At 64.3% G+C, this 23,520-nt stretch carries 25 protein-coding genes; 11 read left to right on the plus strand and 14 right to left on the minus strand.

The features are described 5' to 3' along the window. Positions 1 to 332: 332 nt before the first annotated feature. Positions 333 to 1,085: an SDR family oxidoreductase gene (locus tag LB533_RS16795; protein ID WP_224677778.1), complete on the plus strand. Its 753-nt coding sequence runs from the start codon at positions 333 to 335 to the stop codon at positions 1,083 to 1,085. On the opposite strand, the gene LB533_RS16800 is transcribed toward LB533_RS16795, so the two are convergent. Continuing rightward, entirely contained in the window at positions 1,086 to 1,460 is a 375-nt protein-coding gene (locus LB533_RS16800; protein ID WP_140641630.1) for a YciI family protein, read from the minus strand. Positions 1,461 to 1,625: 165 nt separating this feature from the next. Next, positions 1,626 to 2,810 carry a pyridoxal phosphate-dependent aminotransferase gene (locus LB533_RS16805; RefSeq protein ID WP_140641628.1) on the minus strand — a complete coding sequence of 395 codons (1,185 nt, stop codon included), beginning with the start codon at positions 2,808 to 2,810 and terminating at the stop codon, positions 1,626 to 1,628. 83 nt (positions 2,811 to 2,893) lie between these two features. Here LB533_RS16805 and LB533_RS16810 point away from each other — a divergent pair, with 83 nt between their 5' ends. The 4 genes from LB533_RS16810 to denD are packed head-to-tail and all read left to right on the plus strand — an operon-like array spanning position 2,894 to position 5,844. Continuing rightward, positions 2,894 to 3,580: a GNAT family N-acetyltransferase gene (locus LB533_RS16810; protein ID WP_140641626.1), complete on the plus strand. Its 687-nt coding sequence runs from the start codon at positions 2,894 to 2,896 to the stop codon at positions 3,578 to 3,580. Positions 3,581 to 3,591: 11 nt separating this feature from the next. Beyond that, a complete protein-coding gene (locus LB533_RS16815) occupies positions 3,592 to 4,584 on the plus strand; it encodes a cation diffusion facilitator family transporter (protein ID WP_140641624.1) in 993 nt (330 codons plus the stop codon). Between the two features lie 60 nt (positions 4,585 to 4,644). Further along, a complete protein-coding gene (locus LB533_RS16820; RefSeq protein WP_140641622.1) occupies positions 4,645 to 4,857 on the plus strand; it encodes a SoxR reducing system RseC family protein in 213 nt (70 codons plus the stop codon). Between the two features lie 12 nt (positions 4,858 to 4,869). Beyond that, positions 4,870 to 5,844, plus strand: coding sequence for a D-erythronate dehydrogenase (gene denD, locus LB533_RS16825; RefSeq protein WP_140641620.1), 975 nt, complete (start codon positions 4,870 to 4,872; stop codon positions 5,842 to 5,844). A 149-nt stretch (positions 5,845 to 5,993) separates the two neighbouring features. Here the strand turns inward: denD and LB533_RS16830 are convergent, their stop codons facing one another. The 3 genes from LB533_RS16830 to LB533_RS16840 form a co-directional block, all read right to left on the minus strand. Next, positions 5,994 to 7,196 carry a nickel/cobalt transporter gene (locus LB533_RS16830; protein WP_140641618.1) on the minus strand — a complete coding sequence of 401 codons (1,203 nt, stop codon included), beginning with the start codon at positions 7,194 to 7,196 and terminating at the stop codon, positions 5,994 to 5,996. Next, positions 7,193 to 7,861 (minus strand): DUF1007 family protein, encoded by a 669-nt coding sequence (locus LB533_RS16835; protein WP_140549629.1) that lies wholly within the window; start codon positions 7,859 to 7,861, stop codon positions 7,193 to 7,195. Before LB533_RS16835 ends, LB533_RS16830 begins: the two co-directional genes overlap by 4 nt. An 88-nt stretch (positions 7,862 to 7,949) precedes the next feature. Beyond that, a complete protein-coding gene (locus LB533_RS16840) occupies positions 7,950 to 8,849 on the minus strand; it encodes a LysR family transcriptional regulator (RefSeq protein ID WP_140641616.1) in 900 nt (299 codons plus the stop codon). A gap of 684 nt (positions 8,850 to 9,533) precedes the next feature. Between LB533_RS16840 and odc2 the strand changes: the two genes are divergently transcribed. After that, positions 9,534 to 10,667 carry an ornithine/lysine decarboxylase gene (odc2, locus tag LB533_RS16845; RefSeq protein ID WP_140513661.1) on the plus strand — a complete coding sequence of 378 codons (1,134 nt, stop codon included), beginning with the start codon at positions 9,534 to 9,536 and terminating at the stop codon, positions 10,665 to 10,667. 96 nt (positions 10,668 to 10,763) lie between these two features. Further along, a complete protein-coding gene (locus tag LB533_RS16850; RefSeq protein WP_140641614.1) occupies positions 10,764 to 11,363 on the plus strand; it encodes a GNAT family N-acetyltransferase in 600 nt (199 codons plus the stop codon). A gap of 83 nt (positions 11,364 to 11,446) precedes the next feature. On the opposite strand, the gene LB533_RS16855 is transcribed toward LB533_RS16850, so the two are convergent. The 4 genes from LB533_RS16855 to LB533_RS16870 form a co-directional block, all read right to left on the minus strand. Continuing rightward, a complete protein-coding gene (locus tag LB533_RS16855) occupies positions 11,447 to 11,731 on the minus strand; it encodes an SCP2 sterol-binding domain-containing protein (protein WP_140513660.1) in 285 nt (94 codons plus the stop codon). A gap of 213 nt (positions 11,732 to 11,944) precedes the next feature. Further along, positions 11,945 to 12,466, minus strand: coding sequence for a hypothetical protein (locus tag LB533_RS16860; protein ID WP_140549633.1), 522 nt, complete (start codon positions 12,464 to 12,466; stop codon positions 11,945 to 11,947). Positions 12,467 to 12,496: 30 nt separating this feature from the next. Further along, positions 12,497 to 12,922, minus strand: a complete 426-nt coding sequence (locus tag LB533_RS16865; RefSeq protein ID WP_140641612.1) for a hypothetical protein — start codon at positions 12,920 to 12,922, stop codon at positions 12,497 to 12,499. Between the two features lie 13 nt (positions 12,923 to 12,935). Continuing rightward, a complete protein-coding gene (locus LB533_RS16870) occupies positions 12,936 to 13,475 on the minus strand; it encodes a rod-binding protein (protein ID WP_140641756.1) in 540 nt (179 codons plus the stop codon). 281 nt (positions 13,476 to 13,756) lie between these two features. Here LB533_RS16870 and LB533_RS16875 point away from each other — a divergent pair, with 281 nt between their 5' ends. Then, complete coding sequence (locus tag LB533_RS16875; protein ID WP_224677779.1) at positions 13,757 to 14,653, plus strand: alpha/beta fold hydrolase; 897 nt, start codon at positions 13,757 to 13,759, stop codon at positions 14,651 to 14,653. Between the two features lie 101 nt (positions 14,654 to 14,754). On the opposite strand, the gene LB533_RS16880 is transcribed toward LB533_RS16875, so the two are convergent. Genes LB533_RS16880 through flhA form a run of 3 tightly spaced genes read right to left on the minus strand, consistent with a single transcriptional unit; the run spans position 14,755 to position 17,976 of the window. Further along, positions 14,755 to 15,138: a hypothetical protein gene (locus LB533_RS16880; RefSeq protein ID WP_224557032.1), complete on the minus strand. Its 384-nt coding sequence runs from the start codon at positions 15,136 to 15,138 to the stop codon at positions 14,755 to 14,757. A 1-nt stretch (position 15,139) separates the two neighbouring features. Further along, complete coding sequence (gene fliR / locus LB533_RS16885; RefSeq protein ID WP_224677780.1) at positions 15,140 to 15,892, minus strand: flagellar biosynthetic protein FliR; 753 nt, start codon at positions 15,890 to 15,892, stop codon at positions 15,140 to 15,142. Continuing rightward, positions 15,889 to 17,976, minus strand: coding sequence for a flagellar biosynthesis protein FlhA (flhA, locus tag LB533_RS16890; protein WP_140641606.1), 2,088 nt, complete (start codon positions 17,974 to 17,976; stop codon positions 15,889 to 15,891). The genes fliR and flhA overlap by 4 nt, the downstream gene beginning before the upstream one ends. Positions 17,977 to 18,091: 115 nt before the next feature. Between flhA and LB533_RS16895 the strand changes: the two genes are divergently transcribed. The 3 genes from LB533_RS16895 to LB533_RS16905 all read left to right on the plus strand — a co-directional run bounded on the left by LB533_RS16895 (position 18,092) and on the right by LB533_RS16905 (position 21,152). Further along, on the plus strand, positions 18,092 to 18,391 hold the full coding sequence (locus tag LB533_RS16895; protein ID WP_140641604.1) for a putative quinol monooxygenase: 300 nt from the start codon (positions 18,092 to 18,094) through the stop codon (positions 18,389 to 18,391). A gap of 130 nt (positions 18,392 to 18,521) precedes the next feature. Beyond that, positions 18,522 to 20,318 carry a chloride channel protein gene (locus LB533_RS16900; RefSeq protein WP_140641602.1) on the plus strand — a complete coding sequence of 599 codons (1,797 nt, stop codon included), beginning with the start codon at positions 18,522 to 18,524 and terminating at the stop codon, positions 20,316 to 20,318. Positions 20,319 to 20,414: 96 nt separating this feature from the next. After that, entirely contained in the window at positions 20,415 to 21,152 is a 738-nt protein-coding gene (locus LB533_RS16905; protein WP_140641600.1) for a DUF4336 domain-containing protein, read from the plus strand. 178 nt (positions 21,153 to 21,330) lie between these two features. On the opposite strand, the gene LB533_RS16910 is transcribed toward LB533_RS16905, so the two are convergent. Then, positions 21,331 to 22,974, minus strand: coding sequence for an MFS transporter (locus LB533_RS16910; protein ID WP_140641598.1), 1,644 nt, complete (start codon positions 22,972 to 22,974; stop codon positions 21,331 to 21,333). A gap of 273 nt (positions 22,975 to 23,247) precedes the next feature. Then, on the minus strand, positions 23,248 to 23,514 hold the full coding sequence (gene fliQ, locus LB533_RS16915) for a flagellar biosynthesis protein FliQ (protein WP_140641596.1): 267 nt from the start codon (positions 23,512 to 23,514) through the stop codon (positions 23,248 to 23,250). Positions 23,515 to 23,520 lie beyond the last annotated feature (6 nt).

Below are 23,520 nucleotides of genomic sequence, written 5' to 3' on the forward strand. Positions count from 1 at the left end.
CCGGGCTTCTCCCAACAACGAATTGCACTTTTCGGCACCCGGCCAGGCTCCGAACCCTTGATAGGAATTTTTTCCTTGACTGGGTGTAGGCAACTATGGTAGATATTTGGTTATGGTGCTGAGTTGCGCCAGGGACCCGCCGCACAGGCGGGGTTTTCCGTTCGAATGCTCCCTCGACAGCGCGTCGTCAAAGGCTCCGAAGAGACCTGTCGGCTCGGATTCGTTGCCCTGGACACCAGCGTCCCGCTTGCCATCGCCGCCGTCATTTGCGATGCCTTTTGTCCCACCTGAAAATCAGTCGAGCAATGCGGCGCAGCCGGAGGATATCTGCCATGACCGAAAAAACCGCCATCGTCACCGGCGCCGGGACAGGCATCGGCAAGAGCGTCGCCACCGCGCTGCTCAAAGCCGGCTGGAACACCGTGTTCTGCGGACGCCGGAAGGCGCTGCTGGACGCGGCGATCGCCGCGGCCGGGCAAACGGATGCCAAGGCACTGGCTGTCGCCTGCGATATCAGCAAGCCCGGCGAGGTCGACGATTTGTTCGAGACGGTGGCGGAGGCGTTCGGCCGCGTCGACCTGCTCTTCAACAATGCCGGCATGGGCTACAAGTCAGCGCCGATCGACGAGATCCCGGTCGAGGTGTGGAACGATATTGTGGGCGTAAACCTCACCGGTTCGTTCCTGTGCGCCCGCGCGGCCTTCCGCGCCATGCGCAAGCAGAAACCGATGGGCGGCCGCATCATCAACAACGGCTCCATCTCGGCCTACGCGCCGCGCCCGGGATCGGTGCCCTATACCGCGACCAAGCATGCCATCACCGGGCTGACCAAGACGCTGGCGCTCGACGGCCGCCCTTACGACATCGCCTGCGGCCAGATCGACATCGGCAATGCGCTGACCGACATGGCGCAACCGATGACGGTCGGCGTGCCACAGGCCAACGGCTCCATTGCCGCCGAAGCGGTGATGGACGTCCAGCACGTGGCCGACGCCGTCGTCCACATGGCCAGCCTGCCGCTCGAGGCCAATGTGCTGTTCATGACCGTGATGGCGACCAAGATGCCGTTCGTGGGCAGAGGCTGATTAGGCGCCCGTCAGCGCCACGCCGGGCAGATAGAGCGCGATCGGGCGGATCTCGTAGACGGCGGTCGGGTTGACCCGGCGCAGATCGCGCGCGATGGCGATCGCGTCATCGCGCTTGGCGCAATCGACGACGTACAGGCCGAGAAGCTGTTCCTTGGTCTCGGCGAAGGGGCCGTCGATGACGATCCCGTCGCCGGGTCCGCGCAAAGTGCAGGCCGACTGGGTCGCTCCAAGCCGCGCCGAGGGACCAAGCATGCCCTGCTGGTAAAGCCGGTCGTTGACCTCGAGCAGGTCGGCCATCAGTGCCGCGTCCTGCTCAGGCGTCAGATCCGCGATCGCTGCTTCCGCATGGTAGGCGAGGATGGCGTAAAACATCTGGCGCGACCCCTTCTTCGATCCTGGTTGCAAGGGTACGACAGTAGCCGTTCCCGACATGCTCGCCCAGCCTCCGGCCACGCGCATCCCGACGGCTCATGACAGCGAGGAGCTGCGTTCGATCACGGCAAGCTATGTGAACCGGCCGAAGGTCCGAGCTAAGCCTCACTTCCCCAGGAACGCTCCGATCCTGTCCAGCGCGCGTAAAATGTTCTCCTCGGAATTGGCGTAGGAGAGCCTGACATAGCCCTCGCCGAGAATGCCGAAATCGGGGCCGCCGATCAGTGCCACGCCGGCGTCGTCGAGCAGGGCCGAGGCCAGTTGCTTCGCCTTCCAGCCGGTCTTCGACACGTTGGGGAAGGCATAGAAGGCGCCCTTGGGCGTGATACAGGATATGTTTGGCAGGGCGTTCAGTCCCTCGACCACGATCTTCCTGCGGCGGTCGAAGGCGCGCATCATGTTGTCGACGTCGTCCTGCGGGCCGTCGATGGCCGCGATGCCGGCAAACTGGCTCGGCGCGTTGACGCAGGACCAGCAATTGACCGCCAGCTTGCGCACCTTGTCGTAGAGATGGGCGCCCTTGTCGCCGTTCGGCCAGATCGACCAGCCCATGCGCCAGCCGGTCATCGCCCAGGTCTTCGACCAGCCGTTGAGCACGATCAGCCGGTCGCGGATTTCGGGAAACCCGAGCAGCGAGCAGTGTTTTTCGCCGTCATAGGTCATCACGTCGTAGATCTCGTCGGAGAGGATGGCCACCTGCGGATGAGCCTCGAGGCCCTTGACCAGTTTCTCGATCTCGGCGCGCGGCGTGACGCCGCCGGTCGGGTTGGCCGGCGAGTTGAGGATCAGGAGCCGCGTCTTCGAGGTGATCAGCGCCAGCGTCTCATCGGCCGAGAAGGCAAAGCCGTTCTCCTCGCGCATCGGTACGGGAATGGGTGCCGCGCCGGTGAACTCGATCATCGAGCGGTAGATGGGAAAACCGGGATCGGGATAGAGGATCTCGGCGCCGGGTTCGCCGAACATCAGGATGGCGGCGAACATGGTCGGCTTGCCGCCGGGCAGGATCATCACCGCCTCGGGCGATACCTCGACCCCGGTCGTGGTCAGCGTGCGGCGCACCACCGCCTCGCGCGTCGCCAACAGGCCGTTCGCCGGCGTGTAGCCGTGGTGGCCGTCGCGCAGCGCCTTGATCGCCGCCTCGACAATGTGCTGCGGCGTCTTGAAGTCGGGCTGGCCGATGCCGAGATTGACGATGTCGCGGCCTTGCTGGGCGAGTGCCGTGGCCCTTGCGAGCACGGCGAAGGCGTTTTCCTCGCCGAGACGATCGAAGGCCGAAATCGTGTGGAGCATTTTTCCCGTCCGTGTGGTTCTTGCTATGCGGTTGCGTTTTTGTGAGCTTCGGCCCGCAAAAGTCAAACGGATTGGAGCTTTCGGTGTCGGAAAATCTCAAGGACTGGCAACCGCGTCCGCGCCCGGAGCGCAAGGTGCTGGAGGGCCGCTATGTCAGGCTTGAGCCGCTGAGCGCCGCGAAGCATGGCGACGGCCTCTATGAAGCGTCTTCCGTGGCCGACGTCGATGGCCGCTTCGCCTGGCTGCCCGACTATCCGCCGGAAACCCGCGCCGCTTTCCAGCCATGGCTGGACAAGGTGGAGGCGAGCGGGGATCCGCTGTTCTTCGCCGTCATCGACAAAGCGAGTGGCAAAATCGCCGGACGCCAGACCTTGATGCGCATCGATCCGGCCTATGGCGTCATCGAGATCGGCAACATCTACTGGGGGCCGCTCATCGCGCGCAAGCCGGCGGCGACGGAAGCGCAGTTCCTGTTCATGAAATACGTCTTCGACGAGCTCGGCTATCGCCGCTACGAATGGAAATGCAACAACCGCAACGAGCCGTCGAAGCGCGCCGCGGAACGGTTCGGCTTCAAGTTCGAGGGCGTTTTCCGCCAGCACCTGATCGTCAAGGGTGAAAACCGCGACACCGCATGGTATTCGATCATCGACAAGGAATGGCCGGCCTTGCGCAAAGCCTACGAGGCGTGGCTCGATCCGGCCAATTTCGACGGTGCCGGCCAGCAGAAACGACGGCTCGAGGATTTTCGCGCGGAAGTTGGCGCCTAGGAGTTTTATCATTGGCGCACAGTCACGACGACAGCCGGCACGACCACAGCGGGCCCGGCCACAGCGGGCATAGTCATGGCTCGACCGACAAGAAGCGCGTTCTGATCGCGGCCTGCCTGACGGCAGGCTTCATGGTGGCCGAGGCGCTTGGCGGTCTCTTCACCGGCTCTCTGGCGCTGCTGGCCGATGCCGGCCACATGCTTGCCGACGCCATTGCGCTCGGCCTGGCCTGGTATGCGTTTCATCTTGCGGACCGGCCGGCGACCGTCCGCCTGACCTATGGCTTCGGCCGGGTCAAGACGCTGGTGGCCTATACCAACGGCATTGCCATCTTCGTCATCGCGCTGTGGATCGTCTACGAGGCGTGGGAGCGCCTGCAGACGCCGGCGCCGGTGCTGGGCGGGCCGATGCTGGTGGTGGCGATCCTCGGCCTGCTGGTCAACATCGGCTCTTTCCTGGTGCTGCATGGCGGCGACCGCGAAAGCCTCAACATGCGCGGCGCCATCCTGCATGTGCTCGGCGACCTGCTCGGCTCGGCCGCGGCAATCGTGGCGGCGATCGTCATTCTGGCGACCGGCTGGACCCCGATCGATCCGATCCTGTCGGTGCTGGTCTCGCTGCTGATCCTGTCCACGGCCTGGTCGCTGATGCGCGCGGCCGCCCACGTCCTGCTCGAAGGGGTGCCGCCGAGCCTCGACCGGGACCTGATCGCCAGCGACATCGCGACGACGGTCCAGGGGGTGCGCGAGGTGCACCACATGCATATCTGGTCGATCGACGGCACCAGCAGCATGGCGACGCTGCATGCCTGCCTCGACGAGGGCGTGGACGCGCACAGGGCGGTCAGCGCGATCAAAAAGCGGCTTGCGTCGGAGCATGGCATCAGCCATGCCACGGTGGAACCTGAATTCGGCCAGTGCGCCGACGACGAGCACGATCATGACCATGACCATGATCACCACCAGGGGCATGACGCGGCTTTGCATCATGGCCACCATCACTGACGCAGGGAACCCAAGCGCCTTGAATCCGAGCTCGACGACCCCTGGCCACCCCGGGACAGCATAATGGATCGCGATACCAAGAACGCCGCCATCGCGGCGCTGTCGATCATGCTGCTGTTCGGCATCGCCGTCTATTTCCTGCCAAACATCATGCTGGCCCTCGGCGACCTGTCGACCGCGCTCGCCGGCATCTTCGGCACTGCGTTCGTGCTGGCTTTTTTCTTGGTGTTCTGGCTGCGCGCGCGCAGCCAGAACAAAAATCAGGGCAAATAAGGGATATCAGACATGCGCATTCTGATCACGGGCGCCGCCGGCATGGTCGGCCGCAAGCTCATTGCACGGCTGGCAAAGGACGGCAGGCTGCGCGGCCAGAAGATCACCGCGCTCGACCTGCACGACATCGTACCGCCACAGGCGCCGGCCATCGATGGCGTCAGCATCCACAGCCATACCGGCGATCTCGCCGAGGCGGGCGCCGCCGAGAGGCTGGTCGCGTCGCGGCCCGACGTCGTGTTCCATCTCGCCGGCATCGTGTCGGGCGAGGCGGAAGCCAATTTCGATCTCGGCTACCGCGTCAATCTCGACGGCACGCGCGCCTTGTTCGATGCCATCCGCCTGGCGGGGTTTGCGCCGCGTGTCGTGTTCACCTCGTCGATCGCGGTGTTCGGCGCGCCGTTCCCGGACGTCATTCCCGATGAATTCCACACGACGCCGCTGACCTCCTACGGCACGCAAAAGCAGATGAGCGAGGCGCTGCTGGCCGACTATTCCAGGCGCGGCTTCTTCGACGGCATCGGCATCCGGCTGCCGACCATCTGCGTACGGCCGGGCAAGCCGAACAAGGCGGCCTCCGGCTTCTTCTCCGGCATCATCCGCGAGCCGCTGAACGGTCAGGAGGCGATCCTGCCGGTGCCGCGCACCGTCGTCCATACCCACGCCAGCCCGCGATCGGCGGTGAATTTCCTGATCCATGCGGCCGGGATCGACGGCGCCACTGTGGGACCGCGCCGCAACCTGACGATGCCAGGCGTCGCCGTCACCGTCGGCGAGCAGATCGAGGCGCTGGAACGCATCGCCGGGCCGAAGGCGGTGAGCCTGATCCGCGAGGAGCCGGACGAGACGATCTGGGCGATCGTCAAGGGCTGGCCGACGCGGTTCGAGGCGCGGCGGTCAAGGGAACTCGGCTTCAACGCCGAGAAGAGTTTCGACGAGATTATCCGCACGCATATCGAGGATGAACTCGGCGGCAAGGTGGATTGATATTCAGGTGATGCCGGGCTGCCAACGGCTGATAGCTGCGCTTCCGGTGCTCACGTACTTTAATTACGCTCCGCTCCGGTTCTCGATATCAACCGTTCTCGGCACGGCCTGACCTGAATCTCAACACACCTTGGGGCGCTACTTCCGGGTCAAACGCCACCCGTCAGGCTCGCCGACAGCAGCAGCAGTCCGAACAGGAACACGAAGGCGGCACCGCCGATCTCGACGATCGAATGGATGCGGTTGCCCATGCGGCCGTCGCCGGCGAAATACACCGCCCAGTTCTTTGCGGTCACCGCGATCGTCGCCAGCGCCGAGACGGTTATGGCGGTGCCGATCGACATCGCCAGCACCGACAGCAGGCCGCCGAGCCACAGGCCGTTGAGCAGGGCGAAGCTGAGCACGATCAACGCGCCGGAACAGGGGCGGATGCCGACCGCGGCCACCGCCGTCCAGGCGGTGCGCCAGTCGAAGCGGTCGCCCGACAGCAGGGCCGGATCGGGCGCATGCGAATGGCCGCAGGTTTCGCAGACCTCGCCCGCAGCGTGATCGTGATGCGCATGATCGTGCGCGCCATGATCGTGGTGATGATCATGCGTGCCGTGATCATGATGATCGTGCGAATGGCCATGCCCGTGATCGTGACGATCATGCCCATGCAGCGCGTGCGCCGAATGGCTGTGAGCGGCATGCGACGAGCCCGTGTGACCTGTAAGGCCGGCATGCGAATGGCTTGCGTGAGAATGCCCGGCGTGAGCCGCCGACAGGCTGTAGGCGGGACCTCTGCCGAACAGGCGCAGGATGGAAGGGCCGAGCTTGCGCCACAGCAGCCAGGCGCCGAACAGGGTGACGAAGACGAAGCTCATGATCTCCATGAACCAGGCCGCATCGGTCATCGAGACGGCGGTGCCGCGCAGGACGAAATAGGCGACCGCCATGACCGCGACAGCGGTCAGGCCCTGCAGCAGGGCCGAGACAAACGACAACAGGATGCCACGCCGCAGCGCCACTTCGTTGGCGACCATGTAGGACGAGATCACCGCCTTGCCGTGGCCGGGGCCGGCGGCGTGGAAAATGCCGTAGGCGAAGGACAGGCCGATGAGCACCCAGAGCTTGCTGTTGTCCTGCCGCATCGCCTTCATCGCCGTGGCGAGCGCGCGGTAGAATTCCTGCTGCCTGAGATTGATCCACATCAGGACGTGGGCGAACGGGCCGGTGGTCGGCGCCATGCCATCGTTGACGCCAATGCCGAGCGAGCTCTGGGCATGAGCCGTGCCGGCGAAATGCATTGCGGCAAAGGCGAGGGCCAACAGGCCGAATGCCAAACGCAGGGAGGGTTTCACTGCATTCATCCTTCTGGCTGACAGGTCAGTTCGAGCTTGGTGGCGAAGATCTTGCTCATGTCGGTGCCTGTCGGGTCGTTGAAGAAGGCGTCCGTCAGGGTCTTCTGGTTTTCCTTGATGGCCTCATCCGGGTCGGGGCGGACCACTTTGTCGGTGCAGTTCGGGGGCAGGCCCTCGACCGTGATGTTGGCGTCCTCGGTGAAATCGATCGCCGTGTAGAAGGTCGGATCGTAGACGCCGATATCGATCTTGCCGGCGAGCTTGATCGGCGCCTTCGGTTCGGACTCGAACAGGATGATCAGCTGGTCGTTGTCGAAATTGGCCATCAGATGCGGCGGCGGCGTCATCGGCACGTCCTTGCCGTCCTGCGTGACCAGCTGGAAGTAGTTGAACTCGGCCAGCGAGGCGTGGACCGTTTCGGCGACCTCCTTCAGTTCCTTATCGTCAAGCTTCAGGTCGGAATTCTTGTCGAACTCCATCATGACGGTACTGGAAAACAGATCGTCGAAGCGCCAGAGATGGCGCAGCGCTTTCACGCTTTGGTGATCCGGGGAGAGGATCACGTCGAGGCGGGCCTCGGCGAAAACGTGCGGATGCACCTCGGCCGGTCCAACGGCGGCCAACGTCGCCGCCAAGGCCGAAGCCAGCATGATTGCGTGCCGTTTCAGATGCATTCGCGGTCGCGATTCCCTTGGCTTCGGAGAGAAGTCGACAGTTACCAGAAAGGGGGCGAAAATGGGACCGCGCCGCAATTGAAGCCGGTCATGCGGTTTCGCGCGTCCTGAACCACTGGACCAGGAAATCGACGAAGACACGCACCTTGGCGGGCAAATAGCGCCGGTGCGGATAGACGGCGAAAATGCCGGCACCCGACAGGGTGCGGTCATCCAGCACCGTTACCAGCCGGCCGCTCGCAATATCCGGCACGGCGATGAAATCCGGCAGGATGGCAAATCCCAACCCCGACAGGGCAGCAGCCCGCGCCGCCATCGGGCTGTTGACTTCGATCGGGCCGGAGACCGAGACGCTTACCGTTTCCTCGCCATCTCCCTTGAATTGCCAGTTGTTCAGGCCGCGGCCATTGGTGTCGACGATGCAGGGCATGCGGCCGAGGTCCTGCGCGCGCACCGGCATGCCATGTTTTGCGATGAGTTCGGGAGATGCGCACAGCCGTGTCGAAAACGGCGCCAGACGCCTGGCGATCAGCGAGGAGTTCTCCAGGCGCGAGATGCGCACCGCGAGATCGAAGCCTTCCTCGACGAGATCGACGAAGCGGTCGTCCAGCTGGATGTCGAGCACGATGTCGGGATATTGCTTGGCAAAGTCGATCAGCGACTGGCCGATCGGCGCGTCGGCGAAGGTGCGCGGCGCAGACAATTTGATCCTGCCGCGCACGTCGCCGGAGGATTCGCGCACGGCATCGGCAAGGCTGTCGACCTCGCGCACGATCTCGGAGGCGCGACGATAATAGGTATGGCCGGCCTCGGTCATCGAGAACTGGCGGGTGGTGCGGTTGAGCAGCAGCGCGCCGAGCTCGTCCTCCAGCTCGCGCACATATTTCGACAGCAGCGCCTTGGAGCGGCCGATCTTGCGCGCCGCCGCCGAAAAGCCCTCGGCCTCGACCACGTCGATGAAGGCGCGCATGCGGGTCAGTGTGTCCATGAATCAGGCCTTTCGTGCGGCGTCGAGTTTCGGCCGAGCCGTATCAGGGCAATGTCGCCGCCGGAAGGGCCAGCGACAGGCCGGACCACCGGTATCTTGCGGGGGTGCAGAAGGGCGTCGAAAGGGCCGTGCGTGCCTGTCATCGTTCGATATCCGGATACGGTGAAACCAACATTGTTCGATGCCGGAATTTTTACAACCTGCGATACGATTTTTATTGATTGTGAATCTCTCTGCCCCTATATCGCGCTTGCCCAAAGTCGCACGTGCCTGTGGGTGTCCGCCGATCCTCTGAATGGTGAGGGAAATCGGTAAGGTAACTGGAGCTAACCCCTCCAGTCGGTTTAGCGGCCAACCGCCAGACCGAGGACACCTTGAAGCAACGACGGTGCGGGCCTTTCTGGTTCTCTGCCGGTTGTCCAAAGACCGGGGTTACTGAAGAGGCACACCATCATTGCCGGCAGTGCGGAACGGGGTTCTCCCAATCCAAGCCAAGGCAGACAAAGCGAACCGAAGCCGGGCAAGGCCAAGGTTCATCGCCGCGAGACGGCGTTTCATGGTTCCGGGGTCTCCACCGGCTGGTTCCATGGATTTCCGTCCCGCCTTTGTCCACCGCGTGTTCGCGAGGCCGACAGCCCGCGTCCGCACCCTTGTGCGCGCCGAAAGGCGTGATGGAGAAACCCGATGGCCACGCAGCGCATCCTCGACTTCCTCGCCACCCGACGTCCGACCGGTCCTTGCCTCGTCGTCGACCTCGATGTCGTGCGCGACAATTTCCGCGCCTTCGAGAAGGCGCTGCCCGATTCCAGGATCTACTATGCGGTGAAAGCAAACCCGGCGCCGGAAATCCTGCGCCTCCTTGCTGCGATGGGCTCGTCCTTCGACACCGCTTCCGTTGCCGAAGTCGAGATGGCGATGGACGCCGGTGCGCCGGCGGACCGCATCTCCTTCGGCAACACCATCAAGAAGGAGCGCGACATCGCGCGCGCCTACCAGCTCGGCATCAAGCTGTTCGCCGTCGACTGCGTCGAGGAGGTCGAGAAGATCGCCCGCGCCGCTCCAGGCGCCCGCGTGTTCTGCCGCGTGCTGACCGATGGCGAGGGCGCCGAATGGCCGCTGTCGCGCAAGTTCGGCTGCGTGCCGGCGATGGCCGTCGACGTGCTGCGCCATGCCAAGGCGCTCGGGCTCGACGCCTATGGCGTGTCGTTCCATGTCGGCTCGCAGCAGACTGACCTGACGGCCTGGGACCGCGCGCTGGCCGACGCCAAGACCGTGTTTTCGACGCTCGCCGAGGAAGGCATCGTCTTGAAGATGGTCAATATGGGCGGCGGCTTTCCGACACGCTATCTGCGCGACGTGCCGGCGGCCCAGGCTTACGGCCAGGCCATCTTCTCGGCGCTGCGCAAGCATTTCGGCAACGCCATTCCCGAGACCATCATCGAGCCGGGCCGCGGCATGGTCGGCAATGCCGGCGTCATCAAGTCGGAAGTCGTGCTGATCTCGAAGAAGGCGGACAACGACAATGTGCGCTGGGTGTTCCTCGATATCGGCAAATTCGGCGGCCTGGCCGAGACGATGGACGAGGCGATCCGCTATCCCCTAGTGACCGCGCATGACGGCACGGAGACCGCGCCTTGCGTGCTCGCCGGCCCGACCTGCGATTCGGCCGACGTGATGTATGAGAAGACGCCCTATCCGCTGCCTCTGTCGCTGACCATCGGCGACGAGGTGCTGATCGAAGGCACCGGGGCCTACACGACCACCTATTCGGCGGTCGCCTTCAACGGCTTCGAGCCTCTCCGATCCTACGTGATCTGACGGTTCGAAAGAACCGTCGGATCATCCCAGGTGGGCGTTTGTCGCCCATCCGGGCTCGCCTGTGGAACAGTCTCCGCTCGTGAAGGGATCGCGGAAATGGATATTGCAAATTTCGTTGTCGAAGGCGCTGCGCGCGACATCTCCCCCTCGAGGGAGGAGAGTGCCCGTGCTTTCGCCATCGTTGCCGAAACGCCTGATGACATCGTGGCGCGCGAGGCGTTGCTCGATGCCGCCATGGGGCCGAAGCGCAAGACGAAGTCGTCGGAGAAGCTGCGGCGGGGCCGGCGGCCCTCGGAAGGCCTGGCTTTCGTCGCGCGCGACGCATCGGGCGCCGTGATGGGCACCGTGCGGCTCTGGGACGTCACGCTGGGCGAGGGCGGTCCGGCAGCACTGTTGCTTGGGCCTCTGGCGGTCGCCCCTTCGCTCAAGAGTGCCGGCATCGGCTCGGCGCTGATGCGCCATGCGGTCGCCGAAGCCGCGCGTCTCGGCCACGCCGCGATCCTGCTGGTCGGCGACGCGCCCTATTACGGCCGCTTCGGCTTCTCGGCCGCAAAGACCGGTTCGCTGGCCATGCCGGGCCCGTATGAGCGGCATAGGCTGCTCGCGGTGGAACTGGTGGAGGGCGCGCTCGCCGGCGTCCATGGCACGCTGAAGGCCGCGGGGCGCAAGCTGAAGGCGCCGACGCTGGCGGCCTGAGACGCTGAGCCCCGAACGAACGAAAAACGCCGCCCGAAACGGCGGCGTTTTCGTTCCGAGAACAATCTCGGCGGTCTTCTATCTCAGCCGATCAACTGGCTGAGCGCCATGGCGACAGACATGTCGCCTTCGACCTTTATCTTGCCGGTCATGAAGGCCATGGTCGGGTTGAGATCGCCCGATATCAGCGAGTCCAGATCGTCGAGCGAGAGCTTGATGGTGCAGTCGGCGGGGCCATCGGTGGTCGAGACATCGGCACCGTCGATGACGATGACGCCATCGCTGCCGGTGTCGAACTTCACGGAACGATCGAACCCGCTGCTGGCCACGCGCGACCTGATCTTGTCGGCAATCTCCTGAACGCTCACGCTGTTCTCCTGTCTGGTTGCATCTGCCTGTTCGGTTGCATCTGTCGCGCCACGGCATGATCCGCCCGAGGGCCATGCATCTTCGCGGCCACGGTCGCTGCCGCATATAGCTTTGGATTGACGTTTACGTCAACGCGGATTGCAGGGCCTGGTTCCGATCGCCGCACCGGGCGAGGAACCGGTCACCGTGCCTGGTCAGTGTATCCCCACGGCTCAATGCGACTTGAAGGCCTTGGTCATCTCGGATGCCGTGGCGCCGGCCTCCTGCCGGCGGCGCAGCCAGTTGTCGCGAATCTCATCCTTGCTCAGGAAATTGACCTGGTCGACCAGAACCTCATGCACCAGTGTGGCGCCGACGCGTGTGTTGACGGTATCGCGGATCGCGGCGCGGAAGGCGTCGAGGTCGAGCGTCTCCTTCTTGGTGAAGTCGATCTGCGGGTTGGAATAGAGATAGGAATAGACCTGGTCGGTGATCAGCGCCTCGGCCGGGATCGACAGTTTCTTAATCTGCTCGGGTTCGACCGTGTAGACCAACTTGGTCAGGAAATAACCGTCGATCCTGGCGTTGCGGATCAGCGGCACCGAGATGACCTCGGTCTTGACGTAGTCCAGCCCGCCCAGCATCGGCTTCGGCTTTTCGCCGACGCCGCGTTCGCCGGCGGCCTGGAACGAATAGAACACCGCGCCGAGCGTGGCGACGCAGATCCAGACCGCGATGGCGATGACCTTGACCATTCAGGCACCCGAGCCGGCGAGCATCGCGCGCTAACCGCGCGCCCGGCCGAACTCGCCGGCGGAATAAGTGCCGTCGGTTTCGGCGCGCTGGATCGCGGTGCGCAACAGACCTGCGACCTCGTTGACGGCGCTCAGATGCGCCAGGAGCGCCGCCTCGTTCTTCGCCAGCTTCTGCCGAAGCCGGACAAGACCTTCGCGGTGCTGTTCGAGGAACTCGGCTTCGCTGCCGCCGCGCATGGCACGGGTCAGTTCATAGAGATAGCGGCTCTTGCGCGCGTTCGATGCCTTGAGGTCGTAGCCGGTGTCGCTGCGCAGCCCGGCCGTTTCTTGCTCGACGACTTCCTCGATGCGGCCGATGATGGCGGCAAGGTTTCCGGGCCGCGCGAGTGCGACCGGGGCTTCCGATGTGGCCGTGCGCGCCGGCAGGTTGGCGGTGAATTCCGAAAAGTCGGCCATGGCGTTTCCCAGTCTAGATCTTGATGTCTGTCTTTGTGGTCGTTTCATCGCCGGTCATGGACCTGGCGGCCTTGCGCTGCAGTTCCTGGACGAGCGAGGTGGACAGACGGCTCTGCCGGTCGATCTCGGTCTTTTCAGGCCCGCCGGAGACCGGGCCGATCGGCACCTTGCGCTTGCCTTCGAGGTAATGGTCGGCGAGCAGCGACTTGGCGATGCCGATGCCGCCGCGCTCGGCCATGACGTCGGCGACGCGCTCGGCGAGCTGCGATTTCCACATGTCGCCGGCCAGGCCCGTGCCGTACACGCCCTCGGTATCCTTGGGCATCATGTTCTGGATGAAGGTCTGGAGCACCATGGCTTCGAATTTCTTGAATTTTTTCGCCGGATCGGCTCCGGCCGCATGCTCGGCGCTGGCGCGCGACAGGATCGAGCCGGCATCGACCGACGCGGCGGTGTCGACCGAGAACGTGCCGGCAGCGCCGCCCGCCCGCTTCGTCAGCGCGGCGCGGGCAGCCTCGATGTCTGCCGGTTCCGCGGCTCGGGCGACATCCATAACGATGTCGCTGGGTGGAGAAATCGCCAAGAAAGTCCGCCTTTTGCCGGGTTTCCTTGAGAGACCATGCCTCAACAAGCTTGTGGCAGGCTTGCGAAGGGGAGGGGAGGTGGAAGACAGGCGTGCGTCATCGATCTGCCAGGCGCCAGGAGCGGACGTTCCGGACCGATGATCGCACCGGCGTGGCTGGGGTTGCCTGCCCAGCCGGTTGCACCACCTATCGATGTGACGTCTGCGCAGACATTGCGGGAGGTCAGACGATCGAGGAGAGGAGCCCTCACATGCACGCGGCGACCCGGCAACGACTTCGCCTGTCTGGCGGCACGGAGTTGTCGGTCATCACGGCAGGCGAGGCGTCCAAGCCCGCAATATTGCTGTTGCACGGATTTCCGAGTTCCGCCCGGACATTTCGGGAGGTCATACCCGCTTTGTCGCAGGCCGCCTATGTGATCGCGCCCGATCTGCCTGGCTTTGGAGAGTCCGACGTCCTACCCTCGGCGTCGTTTCCCGCCTTCGGCCGGGCAATCCTGGAGTTGCTCGACCAACTCGCGATCGGGCCGCGCTATATCTACCTCCATGATTTCGGAGCGCCAGTGGGATTCCACATCGCCATGCAGGCGCCGGAAGAAGTTCTGGGCCTCATCGTTCAGAACGCCAACGCTCATCGAACGGGGTTCGGGCCGGAATACGCGGCAACCCAGGCCTACTGGTCGCGGCCGGACCCGGAAAACGAGGCGGCGGCGACCGCACACCTGACATACGAAGGCACGCGCGATCAGTACATCGCCAAGATCCCGCCTGATGTGGCCAAGCGGATCCCGGCCGAAGTCTGGGAGGAGGATTGGCGGATGATGCAACTTCCCGGCCGGCTGGACACACAGCGGGCGCTCATCGCCGACTATGGGAACTATGCCGCCCGGTTCGACGCCATCGGCGAATATCTCGCGCGCCGGCAGCCGCCCGCCTTGATGCTCTGGGGACGGCACGATGCATTCTTCGACCTGACCGAGGTCCTGTCATGGATGCAGGCTCTGCCGAGGATGGAAGCCCATATTTTCGACGCCGGCCATTTCCTACTCGAGACGCACGCGGCACCGGCCGTCTCGCTCATGCTCGACTTCATCAAGGGCAGCCAAAGGGAACGCAAAGGAACGCGAGCGACTGATGACGCCGGCTAAGCATATGGTGACAGGGCCAACCACGCGCCGTCCGCGCCATCTTAGTCGAGCATCTGAGCGATTGCTGCGTCCGCTTGGGGTCGATAGCAGAACCTTGCCGGCTACCCGTCAGTCCGCTTCTGCGCGATCAAATCCAGCCGTTCGCGGTCTGAGCGTTCACGTTCGTCGCGATTGCGAACGTCCTTGTAGGCGCGCTCGACCATGTTGGTGCGCGCGGTTGCCGACGCGACGAGGCCGGCTTCCTGCCTGGCGCTTTCGAGGTTCGCCTCCTGGCGCACGACGGCCTGTGCGATGCGGCGGTGGTAGAGATCGGGGAAAAGGCCGGAGAGGGAATTGTCCTTATCGAAATGCTCGACCAGTGCCTTGGCCTCGGCTTCGGCGGCATTTGCGGCAGCGAGGAGGGTGGCGTGGCGCGTCTCGTGCAGCGCCTTCAACTGTTCCTGCACCTTGACCAGCTTCTTCAGGCGGTCCTTGCGCGTGCTCATGTCACCTCGCCAGCGTCAGGTCGACAAAGCCGTCGACGAACAGCGACAGCATGGAGCCGACGGCGAAATAGAAGATGAGCATGCCGCCGGCGATGACGAAGGGCTGGGAGATGAAGTAGATCGGGATCTGCGGCGTCAGCTTGTTGACGAAGCCGATGGTCAGATTGACGAGAATGGCATAGGCGACGAAAGGGCTGCCGAGGCGGATGACCAGGAAGAAGGTGTCCGACACGGTGTCGGCGACATCGAGCAGTGCCGCCTGCGGGTTGAAGAAGACGTTGACCGGCGCGACCGTATACGACGTCACCAGCGCGCGTATGATCTCATGGTCGAAGTCGAAGACGAACAACAGCAGCAGCGCCGAGAACGAGATCATGGCGGCGAGCGCCGCCTGCGGTTCAGGCTCCTCGATCGCTGGCCCGCCCGAGCCGCCATAGCCGATCAGCATGGCGATGGCCGACCCCATGAAGCGCAGGGCTTCCATGTAGAGCCTGGTCATGGCGCCGATCAGGCCGCCGACCAGGAGTTCGGAGACGATCATCGGCACCAGGATCTGCGGACGCGGATCGACGAAGGGAAAGATCTTGTCCCACAGGAAGGCGAGCAGGCCGCCGGTCGCGGCGACCGCCACGAACAGCCTGACCTGCACCGGGATGCGGGCGCTGGACAGGCCAGGCATCAGCATGAAGCAGGCGCCGATGCGGCAGAAGGCGAGGAACGCCGCGATGACGACCGCTTGCGAGAGAACGCTCACGATATCGTCCCGAGCACCCTGATCTCGACGCCCTTGGCGATTTCGACATGCGAGAGCACCGGCAGCGTGGTGAACAGCCGCTCGATGATCATGCGCACATAAGGGCGTGCGTCGGGCGCGGTGACGAGGACGAAACGCTCGCCGGCTTCGAGGAATTTCTTGATCGCCTTGGTGGCGTCCTGGCCGAATTCTTCCAGCTGGCGCGGATCGATATCGAACTCGCGTACCTCGCCCTTGGCGTCGCGCTTGAGGCTCTGATGGAAGGCGAGGTCCCAGCGGTTGCCGAGACGCAACACCTTGAGCACGCCGCCCTCCGAAAGATCGCCGCAGATCTGCTGCGCCATGCGGATGCGGACATGCTCGACGATCTGCTCGGTGCGGCGCACATGCGGTGCGATCTCGGCGATGGCTTCGATGATAAGGTGCAGGTTGCGGATGGAGACACGCTCGGCGAGCAGCAGCTTCAGCACTGCCTGCAGGCCGGGATAGGAGATGTGCGTGGTGCAGATCTCGTCGGCGAGCTTGCGGTATTCCTGATCCTGGCGCTCCAGCAGCGCCTTCATGTCCTTGTAGGACAGAAGCTGCGGCAGGTTGTTGCGGATGACCTCGGAGAGGTGGGTGAGCAGCACCGACATATTGTCGGCGAAGGTGTAGTTCTCGCGCTTCAGATCCTCGGCGAATGTTTCCATGACGGAATAGGCGCGCATGCCGAAGGCCGGCTCGCGGATCTCTTCGCCCGGAATTTCGGGAACGTCGCGGTTGCCGAGCAGCACCATGATCTCCCCGACACGCATAGAATATTCGGCGACCACCGTTCCATGCACCTTGATCTGATAACTTTTCGGCGGGATGGCGAAATCGTCGGCGACGCGCACTTCGGGCACGACGAAGCCATATTGCTGGGCGAACTTCTTGCGCATCTTGGCCATGCGGAAGACCAGCTCCTGATGCGAGACCAGCAGCCGGGTCGAAAGCTGCTTGCCGATCAGAAGTTCGATCTCGGCGGTGGCCAGCGAGGCCTTGACCGAGTTCTTCTCTTCCTCGGCCTTGGTCGCCTTCTCCTGGTTCTTCAGCGCCTCGGCCTCGGCCATGGCCCGGTTGTGGCGCATCGGAATGACATAGCCGAGGCCGGCCATGCCGCCGGCGAGCGCGAAGAAGGGGAAGAAGGGCAGGCCGGGCATCAGGCCGAGCAGCACCAGCAGCGCCGCCGCCACATAGAGCGCGCGCGGATGCGCGCCGAGCTGGCCGAACACGGCCTGGTTCGTCGAACCGCGCGTACCGCCCTTGGAAACCAGCAGGCCGGCGGCGAGCGAGACGATGAGCGCCGGGATCTGGGTGACCAGACCGTCGCCGACCGACAGCTTGATGAACACGTCGGCGGCCTCGCCCATGCCCATGCCGTGCCTGATATAGCCGATGGCGATGCCGCCGACGATGTTGATGGCGGTGATGATGAGGCCGGCGATGGCGTCGCCGCGGACGAATTTCGAGGCGCCGTCCATCGAGCCGAAGAAGGAGGATTCCTCTTCCAGCTCGCGGCGGCGCAACTGCGCTGTCTTGTCGTCGATCATGCCGGCAGAGAGATCGGCGTCGATCGACATCTGCTTGCCGGGGATGGCGTCGAGGGTAAAGCGGGCGCCGACCTCGGCGATGCGGGTGGCGCCCTTGGTGATGACGATGAAGTTCACCACGATCAGGATCATGAAGACGATGAGGCCGATGACGAAATCGCTGGCCATCACCAGTTTGGAGAAGCCGGCAATGACGTAGCCGGCGGCGTGCGTGCCTTCATTGCCGTGCGACAGGATCATGCGCGTGGTGGCGATGTTGAGCGATAGCCGCAGCATGGTGGCGATCAGCAGCACGGTCGGAAACGAGGAGAAGTCGAGCGGCCGCTGGATCCACAGCGCCACCATCAGGATCAGCACCGAAAGGGCGATCGAGAAGGCAAGGCCGACGTCGATGAGAAAGGCCGGGATCGGCAGGAACAGCACGGCCAGGATGATGACGATGCCCAGCGCGAAGAAGACGTCGCGGCCGTTCTTGGCCACGGCGTCGGGCTGGATGCTTTCGCTTATCGCCATTCTGGTCCTCGAAAACCGTGAGGCTGCCGAGCATGCGACAGCCCGGCGAGGGTAGCTGGCCAAGCTTGCGCGAGGGTGGGAGAGTGAGTCTGCCCAACCATCGAAAGGAAATCTCGTGCTGCTGATCATTGGCACGGTTCGTCTGCCACCCGACAAGCTCGAACACGCAAGACCAGCGATGGAACGCATGGTTGTTGCCAGCCGTGCCGAGCCCGGTTGCCTCGCATACTCCTATGCGCAGGATGTCCTCGATGCCGGGTTGATCCGGGTCACGGAAGTCTGGAGTGACAGGGCGGCGCTCGACGCGCATTTCGCCGCGCCACACCTTGTGGACTGGCGCGCAAGCTGGCCGGCGCTCGGCATCGGCGAGCGCAATCTCGTGCTCTACGAGGCCGGCGACCCGAAGCCGACCTGACCATCGGCGGCCGGACGGGGCCCTCCCAAATGGCGCGCAGGCGCCGTCATTGTGGTTGCCATGCGGTGCCGCTCGGCGTATCAGCACGGCAGTGTTTTCAATGCCTTGCTGATGTCGGCGAGCCGCTCCGGTGCTTACCAAAAACCAATCGCCCAGGAATCAACCGCAAGTCTACGCTCGCCGGCTGCGCGCGGTGCTCATCAATTCGATCCCGCTGCTCGAAGCGCGAGGCATCGCGGTTGTCGTCCTTGCCGGCATCGTCGGCGTCATGGCGGGCATACTGGTCACCGCGATGAGCCAGATCGTGCAGGACCTGCACGGCCTGTTGTTCGGCGTACAGCCCGGCGGCCGGCTTTCCGGCATGTTCTCGCTCGCCCACCCCATGCAGGCCCTGATCCCGGCGATCGGCGGCATCCTGCTCGGGCTGACGGTGATCTGGCTGAGAAAGCGGAGATTCCGCACACCTGTCGACCCGATCGAAGCCAACGCGCTCTATGGCGGTCGCATGTCGCTGACCGATACGTTCATCATCGCCGGCCAGACCATGATCTCCAGCGGTTTCGGCGCCTCTGTGGGGCTGGAAGCCGGCTATACGCAGGTCGGTTCCGGCCTGGCTTCGCGGCTGGCGCGGCTGTTCAAGCTACGCCGCAACGATGTCCGCATCCTGGTCGGCTGCGGCGCCGCCGGCGCCATCGCGGCGGCTTTCGATGCGCCGCTGACCGGCGCTTTCTATGGTTTCGAACTGGTCATCGGCATCTATTCGGTCGCCAATGTGGTGCCTGTCATGACCGCGGCGATCTCCGCCTCGCTCACCGCCGAGATGTTCGGCGGCGTGCCGTTCCCGCTGGAGCTTGCGGGCCTGCCGGCACTCACGGCCAGCCAGTACGTGCCCTTCCTGCTGCTTGGGCTGCTTGGCGGGGCCGCCTCGATCGCCATCATGCATCTGGTGACGCTGGTCGAACGCGCCTTTGCCAAACTGTCGGTCGACGCCTCGCTGCGTCCCGTCATCGGCGGCGTCATCGTCGGCCTGCTCGGGCTGGTCACGCCCCAGGTGCTGTCGAGCGGCCACGGCGCGCTGCATCGCGAATTCGCCATGAACTATGGGCTGAGCGTGGTGGCCAGCGTCTTCGTGCTGAAGCTGGCGGCTTCCGCGATCTCGCTGGGTTCGGGGTTTCGCGGTGGACTGTTCTTTGCTTCGCTGTTTCTTGGCGCCCTGCTCGGCAAGGCATTCGCCGATGTGATGGCTTTCATCTCGCCGTCGACCGGCATCGATCCCGCCGTCGCTGCCGTTGTCGGCATGACATCGCTGGCGGTCGGCGTCGTCGGCGGGCCGCTGACGATGACGTTCCTGGCGCTGGAATCGACCCGCGACCTGACGCTAACCGGCGTCGTCCTGGCGGCCTCGATCATGGCGGCGATCCTGGTGCGCGAAACCTTCGGCTACTCCTTCTCGACGTGGCGCTTTCATCTGCGCGGCGAGACGATCCGCAGCGCCCATGACGTCGGCTGGATGCGCAGCCTGACGGTCGGTTCGATGATGCGCAAGGACATCAAGACCATCAATGCCGACACGACGCTTGGGGCCTTCCGCAAGCAGGTACCGCTGGGTTCGGCCCAGCGCGTCATCGCCGTCGACGCGGGTGACCAGTATGTCGGCGTGCTGATCGTTGCCGAACTGCACAGCGACCTGTCCGACGGCGAGACGGCGGTGCGCGATCTGGCGCAATACAAGGATGCCGTCCTGGTGCCGAGCATGAACGTGCAGTCGGCCGCCGAGACCTTCCAGCGGGCAGGCGCCGAGGAGCTGGCCGTGGTCGAGGATTTCACCGACCATATCGTGCTCGGACTGCTGACCGAGGGCCATCTGATGCGGCGCTATGCCGAGGAGCTTGAAAAAGCGCGCCGGGACTTGTCGGGCGAAGGGTAGGTCGGGCGAAGGTAGGCTGCCGAGCCGGCCCGGCTGAGCTCGTGCAAGGCGAAGCTGCCGTGGCCAAGCTTGTTCTCCATCCTACATCAGCAGACCATGGCCGACGGCACACCATATCCGCCGCTCAACACGTTAAAGCTGGTTTCGAAGGACATCTGGATCGTGGATGGCCCGGTCATCCGCTTCGGCATGCCTTGGCCGAAAATGCTGTTTCCGACGCGGATGACCATCATCCGCGTCAACGGCGGCGATTTGTTCGTCCATTCACCCACCTTGCTGACAGAGAGCATCGAGGCCGAGATCGCGGGATTGGGCAAGGTCCGCTACATCATCGGGCCGAACCGGATCCACTATTGGTGGATTCCGATGTGGCGCAGGGCCTTTGCGGATGCGGGTATCTGGCTGGCACCGGGAATTCGCGAGCAGGCGGGCGACAGGATCGATTTCGAGGCGAACGAGCTTGGTGCCGAGAGGGGCTACCCGTGGGACGATGACCTCAAGTCGCTGCCGGTGAAAGGCAGCTTCATGACAGAGATGGTGTTCTTCCATTCCGTCAGCCGAACATTGATCCTGACAGACCTGATCGAGAACTTCGAACTGCGGAAGCTTGGCTGGCCATGGCGCTGGCTTGCCAGGGCGGCTGGTGTCGTTGATCCGGATGGCAAGACGCCGCGCGATTTGCGATTGACCTTCCCCAGGGTGCAGCTCAAGGCGGCGGTCGAAAAGATGATAGGATGGAATCCGGAACGCGTGATCATGGCGCACGGCCGTTGGTATGAACGCGATGGCGTCGCCGAGCTGAAGCGCGCGTTTCGCTGGCTGGGTCCGCTCTAACGCTTTGTCTTGATGCAAGCCCGGACGAAAACGTCTTCGCGCTTTCCTGCACTCCTTGAGCGGTTCGCCGTTTCACGGAACGGAGAACCACTCTAACTCTTTGTTTTGACGCAATTCCCAAGGGAAAGCGCTACGCGCTTTTCCCGGGAAAACCGTATACACTTTTCCTGGAATTGCTCTAATGCTCGATCGGCCCCTTTGCCATGACCAGCGCTGTGCCTGCGGTGGTCGGGCGCTCGATCACGCGGCGCACCCGCGGCGGCTCGTCGCCGCTGTGCAGTGCCCGCAGGCGCTCGCCGACCATGGCGTCGGCTTGGGTGATGCGGCCGTTGTGCCTGACATATTCGAGCCAGGTCGGCGTGTGGTAGTGCTCGATCCAGATCGCCGGATTTTCGAGATCGCGCGCCAGGGTCCAGTTGCGGGCACCGTCGCGGCGGCGGATGCGGCCGCGCTCGGCCATGGTGGCCAGGAACTCCGGCACGTCCTCCTCGCGGATGATGTATTCGATCATGATGGCGATGGGGCCGCTGCGCGGCTTCAGGTCGAGCGCGAGATGCGGCTCCTTGAAGCGGTTGAGCGGATCGAGGTTCAGCACCTGCTGCTGCGGCAACGGCAGCACGAGGCCGATCGCGCCGCCAGCCAGCATGGCGATGGCCGCCGCGATCAGCGCTGTCCCGGCGCCATGCGCGTCGGCGACGATGCCCCAGATCCAGCTGCCGAGCGCGATGCCGCCGAAGGTCGCGGTCTGATAGACCGACAGCACCCGGCCGACGACCCAGCGGGGCGTTGCCATCTGCACGGTGACGTTGAAGTGCGAAAGCGCGATCACCCAGCACGCGCCGCCGACCAGCAGGCCGAGCGATGTCTGCCAGGCATTGTGGCTGACGGCGGCATTGAAGGCGCAGACGGCGAAGCCGGCGAAGGCCGAGCGCACCATGGTCTCGCTGGACAAAAGCTGGCGCAGCCGCACGCTGATCAGCGCGCCGCCGACCGCGCCGATGCCGAACGCGCCCAGCATGATGCCATAGGTCAAGGCATCGCCCTTGACGACGTCGCGCGCCACCAGCGGCAGGAGCGCCAGCACGGCGCCGGCGCTGAAGCCGAAGGCGGAGCCCCTGACCAGCACCTTGCCGATATTGGGCGACATGGCGACATAGCGCAGGCCCGCGCCCATGGCCGCGCCAAGCGATTCGCGTGGCAGCGTCGACGGCTGCACCTGCGGCTTCCAGCGCGCCAGCACGACGATGAGACCGATATAGCTCACCGCGTTGGCCGCGAAGGCGGCCGCCGCCCCGGCTGCGGCGACGATGATGCCGCCGATCGCCGGACCGACGCTGCGGGTCAGGTTGAAGCCCATCGAGTTCAGTGCGACGGCGGCCGGCACTTTGTTGCGGGGCACGATGTCACCGACGGAGGCTTGCCAGGACGGGCTGTTCAGCGCCGTGCCGCTGTCGATCAGGAAGGTGAAGGCAAGCAGCGTCCACGGCGTCATCAAGCCGGAATAGGTGAATAGGGTCAGAAGCACCGAGACGACCAGCATGAAGATCTGGGCGACCAGCATAACCTTGCGCCGGTCGAAGCTGTCGGCGATGGCGCCGGCGACGAGCGCGAACAGCATGATCGGCAAGGTGGTCGAGGCCTGGACCAGCGCGACCTGATAGGGCGAGGTGGCGATCGTGGTCATCATCCAGGCGGCGCCGACGCCCTGGATGAGGCCGCCGAAATTCGACACGAGGCTGGCCGACCACACGGCGCGGAAGATGCCGTGCCGGAACGGCGCCAGCGCCGAAACGCTCTCGCTCTCCGGCTTTTCGTCAATCATAGGAAAGGCCCTGCCATGGCTTGCCGATCGTTGCGGTGATCCGTTTCCCCGGATGGTTTGCCGAAACTATGGCATCGTGCCGCAAAGAGCGAACGTCTTGAAAAAAAGATCATGGTCCAACAAGGGGATAGAGGAGGACCACGCAGCCGTGCGGCGTTGCTTCGACGCCGCGCCGCGGATGCAACCCTATGCCGTACACGGTCCGCATGGCGACAGCAGGCTGCTGCCGGTAAGTCGTCGGGACAGAACGGGCCGGCTCGCCGCAAGCAGCGGCTAGAATCCGTTTTCAATGCGCTCGAAGACGACGTTGGTGAAGGCCGATATCTGGCTGCCGATGAAGGGACCGGTCAGCGCCGCCACGAGCATGATGGCGACGATCTTCGGCACGAACGTCAAGGTGATCTCCTGGATCTGCGTCAGGGCCTGGATCAAGGCGATGCCGATACCCACCGCCATGGCGACCAGCACCACCGGCGCGGATGCGGTCAGCACTGTCCACACCGCGTACTGGACGATGTCGAGCGCGTCGGCCTCGTTCATGGGATC

This window comes from Mesorhizobium sp. BR1-1-13 (genome assembly GCF_020165515.1).
In the GTDB taxonomy this organism is placed as follows: domain Bacteria; phylum Pseudomonadota; class Alphaproteobacteria; order Rhizobiales; family Rhizobiaceae; genus Mesorhizobium.

Bases quoted from the DNA above. Each gene is read 5' to 3' on its own strand.
- LB533_RS16870 (WP_140641756.1), bottom strand. From the start codon at position 13,475: ATGGATGTCGCCCGAGCCGCGGAACCGGCAGACATCGAGGCTGCCCGC.
- LB533_RS16880 (WP_224557032.1), bottom strand. From the start codon at position 15,138: ATGAGCACGCGCAAGGACCGCCTGAAGAAGCTGGTCAAGGTGCAGGAA.
- denD (WP_140641620.1), top strand. From the start codon at position 4,870: ATGCGCATTCTGATCACGGGCGCCGCCGGCATGGTCGGCCGCAAGCTC.
- LB533_RS16875 (WP_224677779.1), top strand. From the start codon at position 13,757: ATGCACGCGGCGACCCGGCAACGACTTCGCCTGTCTGGCGGCACGGAG.
- LB533_RS16865 (WP_140641612.1), bottom strand. From the start codon at position 12,922: ATGGCCGACTTTTCGGAATTCACCGCCAACCTGCCGGCGCGCACGGCC.
- LB533_RS16840 (WP_140641616.1), bottom strand. From the start codon at position 8,849: ATGGACACACTGACCCGCATGCGCGCCTTCATCGACGTGGTCGAGGCC.
- LB533_RS16860 (WP_140549633.1), bottom strand. From the start codon at position 12,466: ATGGTCAAGGTCATCGCCATCGCGGTCTGGATCTGCGTCGCCACGCTC.
- LB533_RS16830 (WP_140641618.1), bottom strand. From the start codon at position 7,196: ATGAATGCAGTGAAACCCTCCCTGCGTTTGGCATTCGGCCTGTTGGCC.
- LB533_RS16805 (WP_140641628.1), bottom strand. From the start codon at position 2,810: ATGCTCCACACGATTTCGGCCTTCGATCGTCTCGGCGAGGAAAACGCC.
- LB533_RS16800 (WP_140641630.1), bottom strand. From the start codon at position 1,460: ATGTTTTACGCCATCCTCGCCTACCATGCGGAAGCAGCGATCGCGGAT.
- LB533_RS16835 (WP_140549629.1), bottom strand. From the start codon at position 7,861: ATGCATCTGAAACGGCACGCAATCATGCTGGCTTCGGCCTTGGCGGCG.
- LB533_RS16795 (WP_224677778.1), top strand. From the start codon at position 333: ATGACCGAAAAAACCGCCATCGTCACCGGCGCCGGGACAGGCATCGGC.
- flhA (WP_140641606.1), bottom strand. From the start codon at position 17,976: ATGGCGATAAGCGAAAGCATCCAGCCCGACGCCGTGGCCAAGAACGGC.
- LB533_RS16850 (WP_140641614.1), top strand. From the start codon at position 10,764: ATGGATATTGCAAATTTCGTTGTCGAAGGCGCTGCGCGCGACATCTCC.
- fliQ (WP_140641596.1), bottom strand. From the start codon at position 23,514: ATGAACGAGGCCGACGCGCTCGACATCGTCCAGTACGCGGTGTGGACA.
- LB533_RS16905 (WP_140641600.1), top strand. From the start codon at position 20,415: ATGGCCGACGGCACACCATATCCGCCGCTCAACACGTTAAAGCTGGTT.
- odc2 (WP_140513661.1), top strand. From the start codon at position 9,534: ATGGCCACGCAGCGCATCCTCGACTTCCTCGCCACCCGACGTCCGACC.
- LB533_RS16910 (WP_140641598.1), bottom strand. From the start codon at position 22,974: ATGATTGACGAAAAGCCGGAGAGCGAGAGCGTTTCGGCGCTGGCGCCG.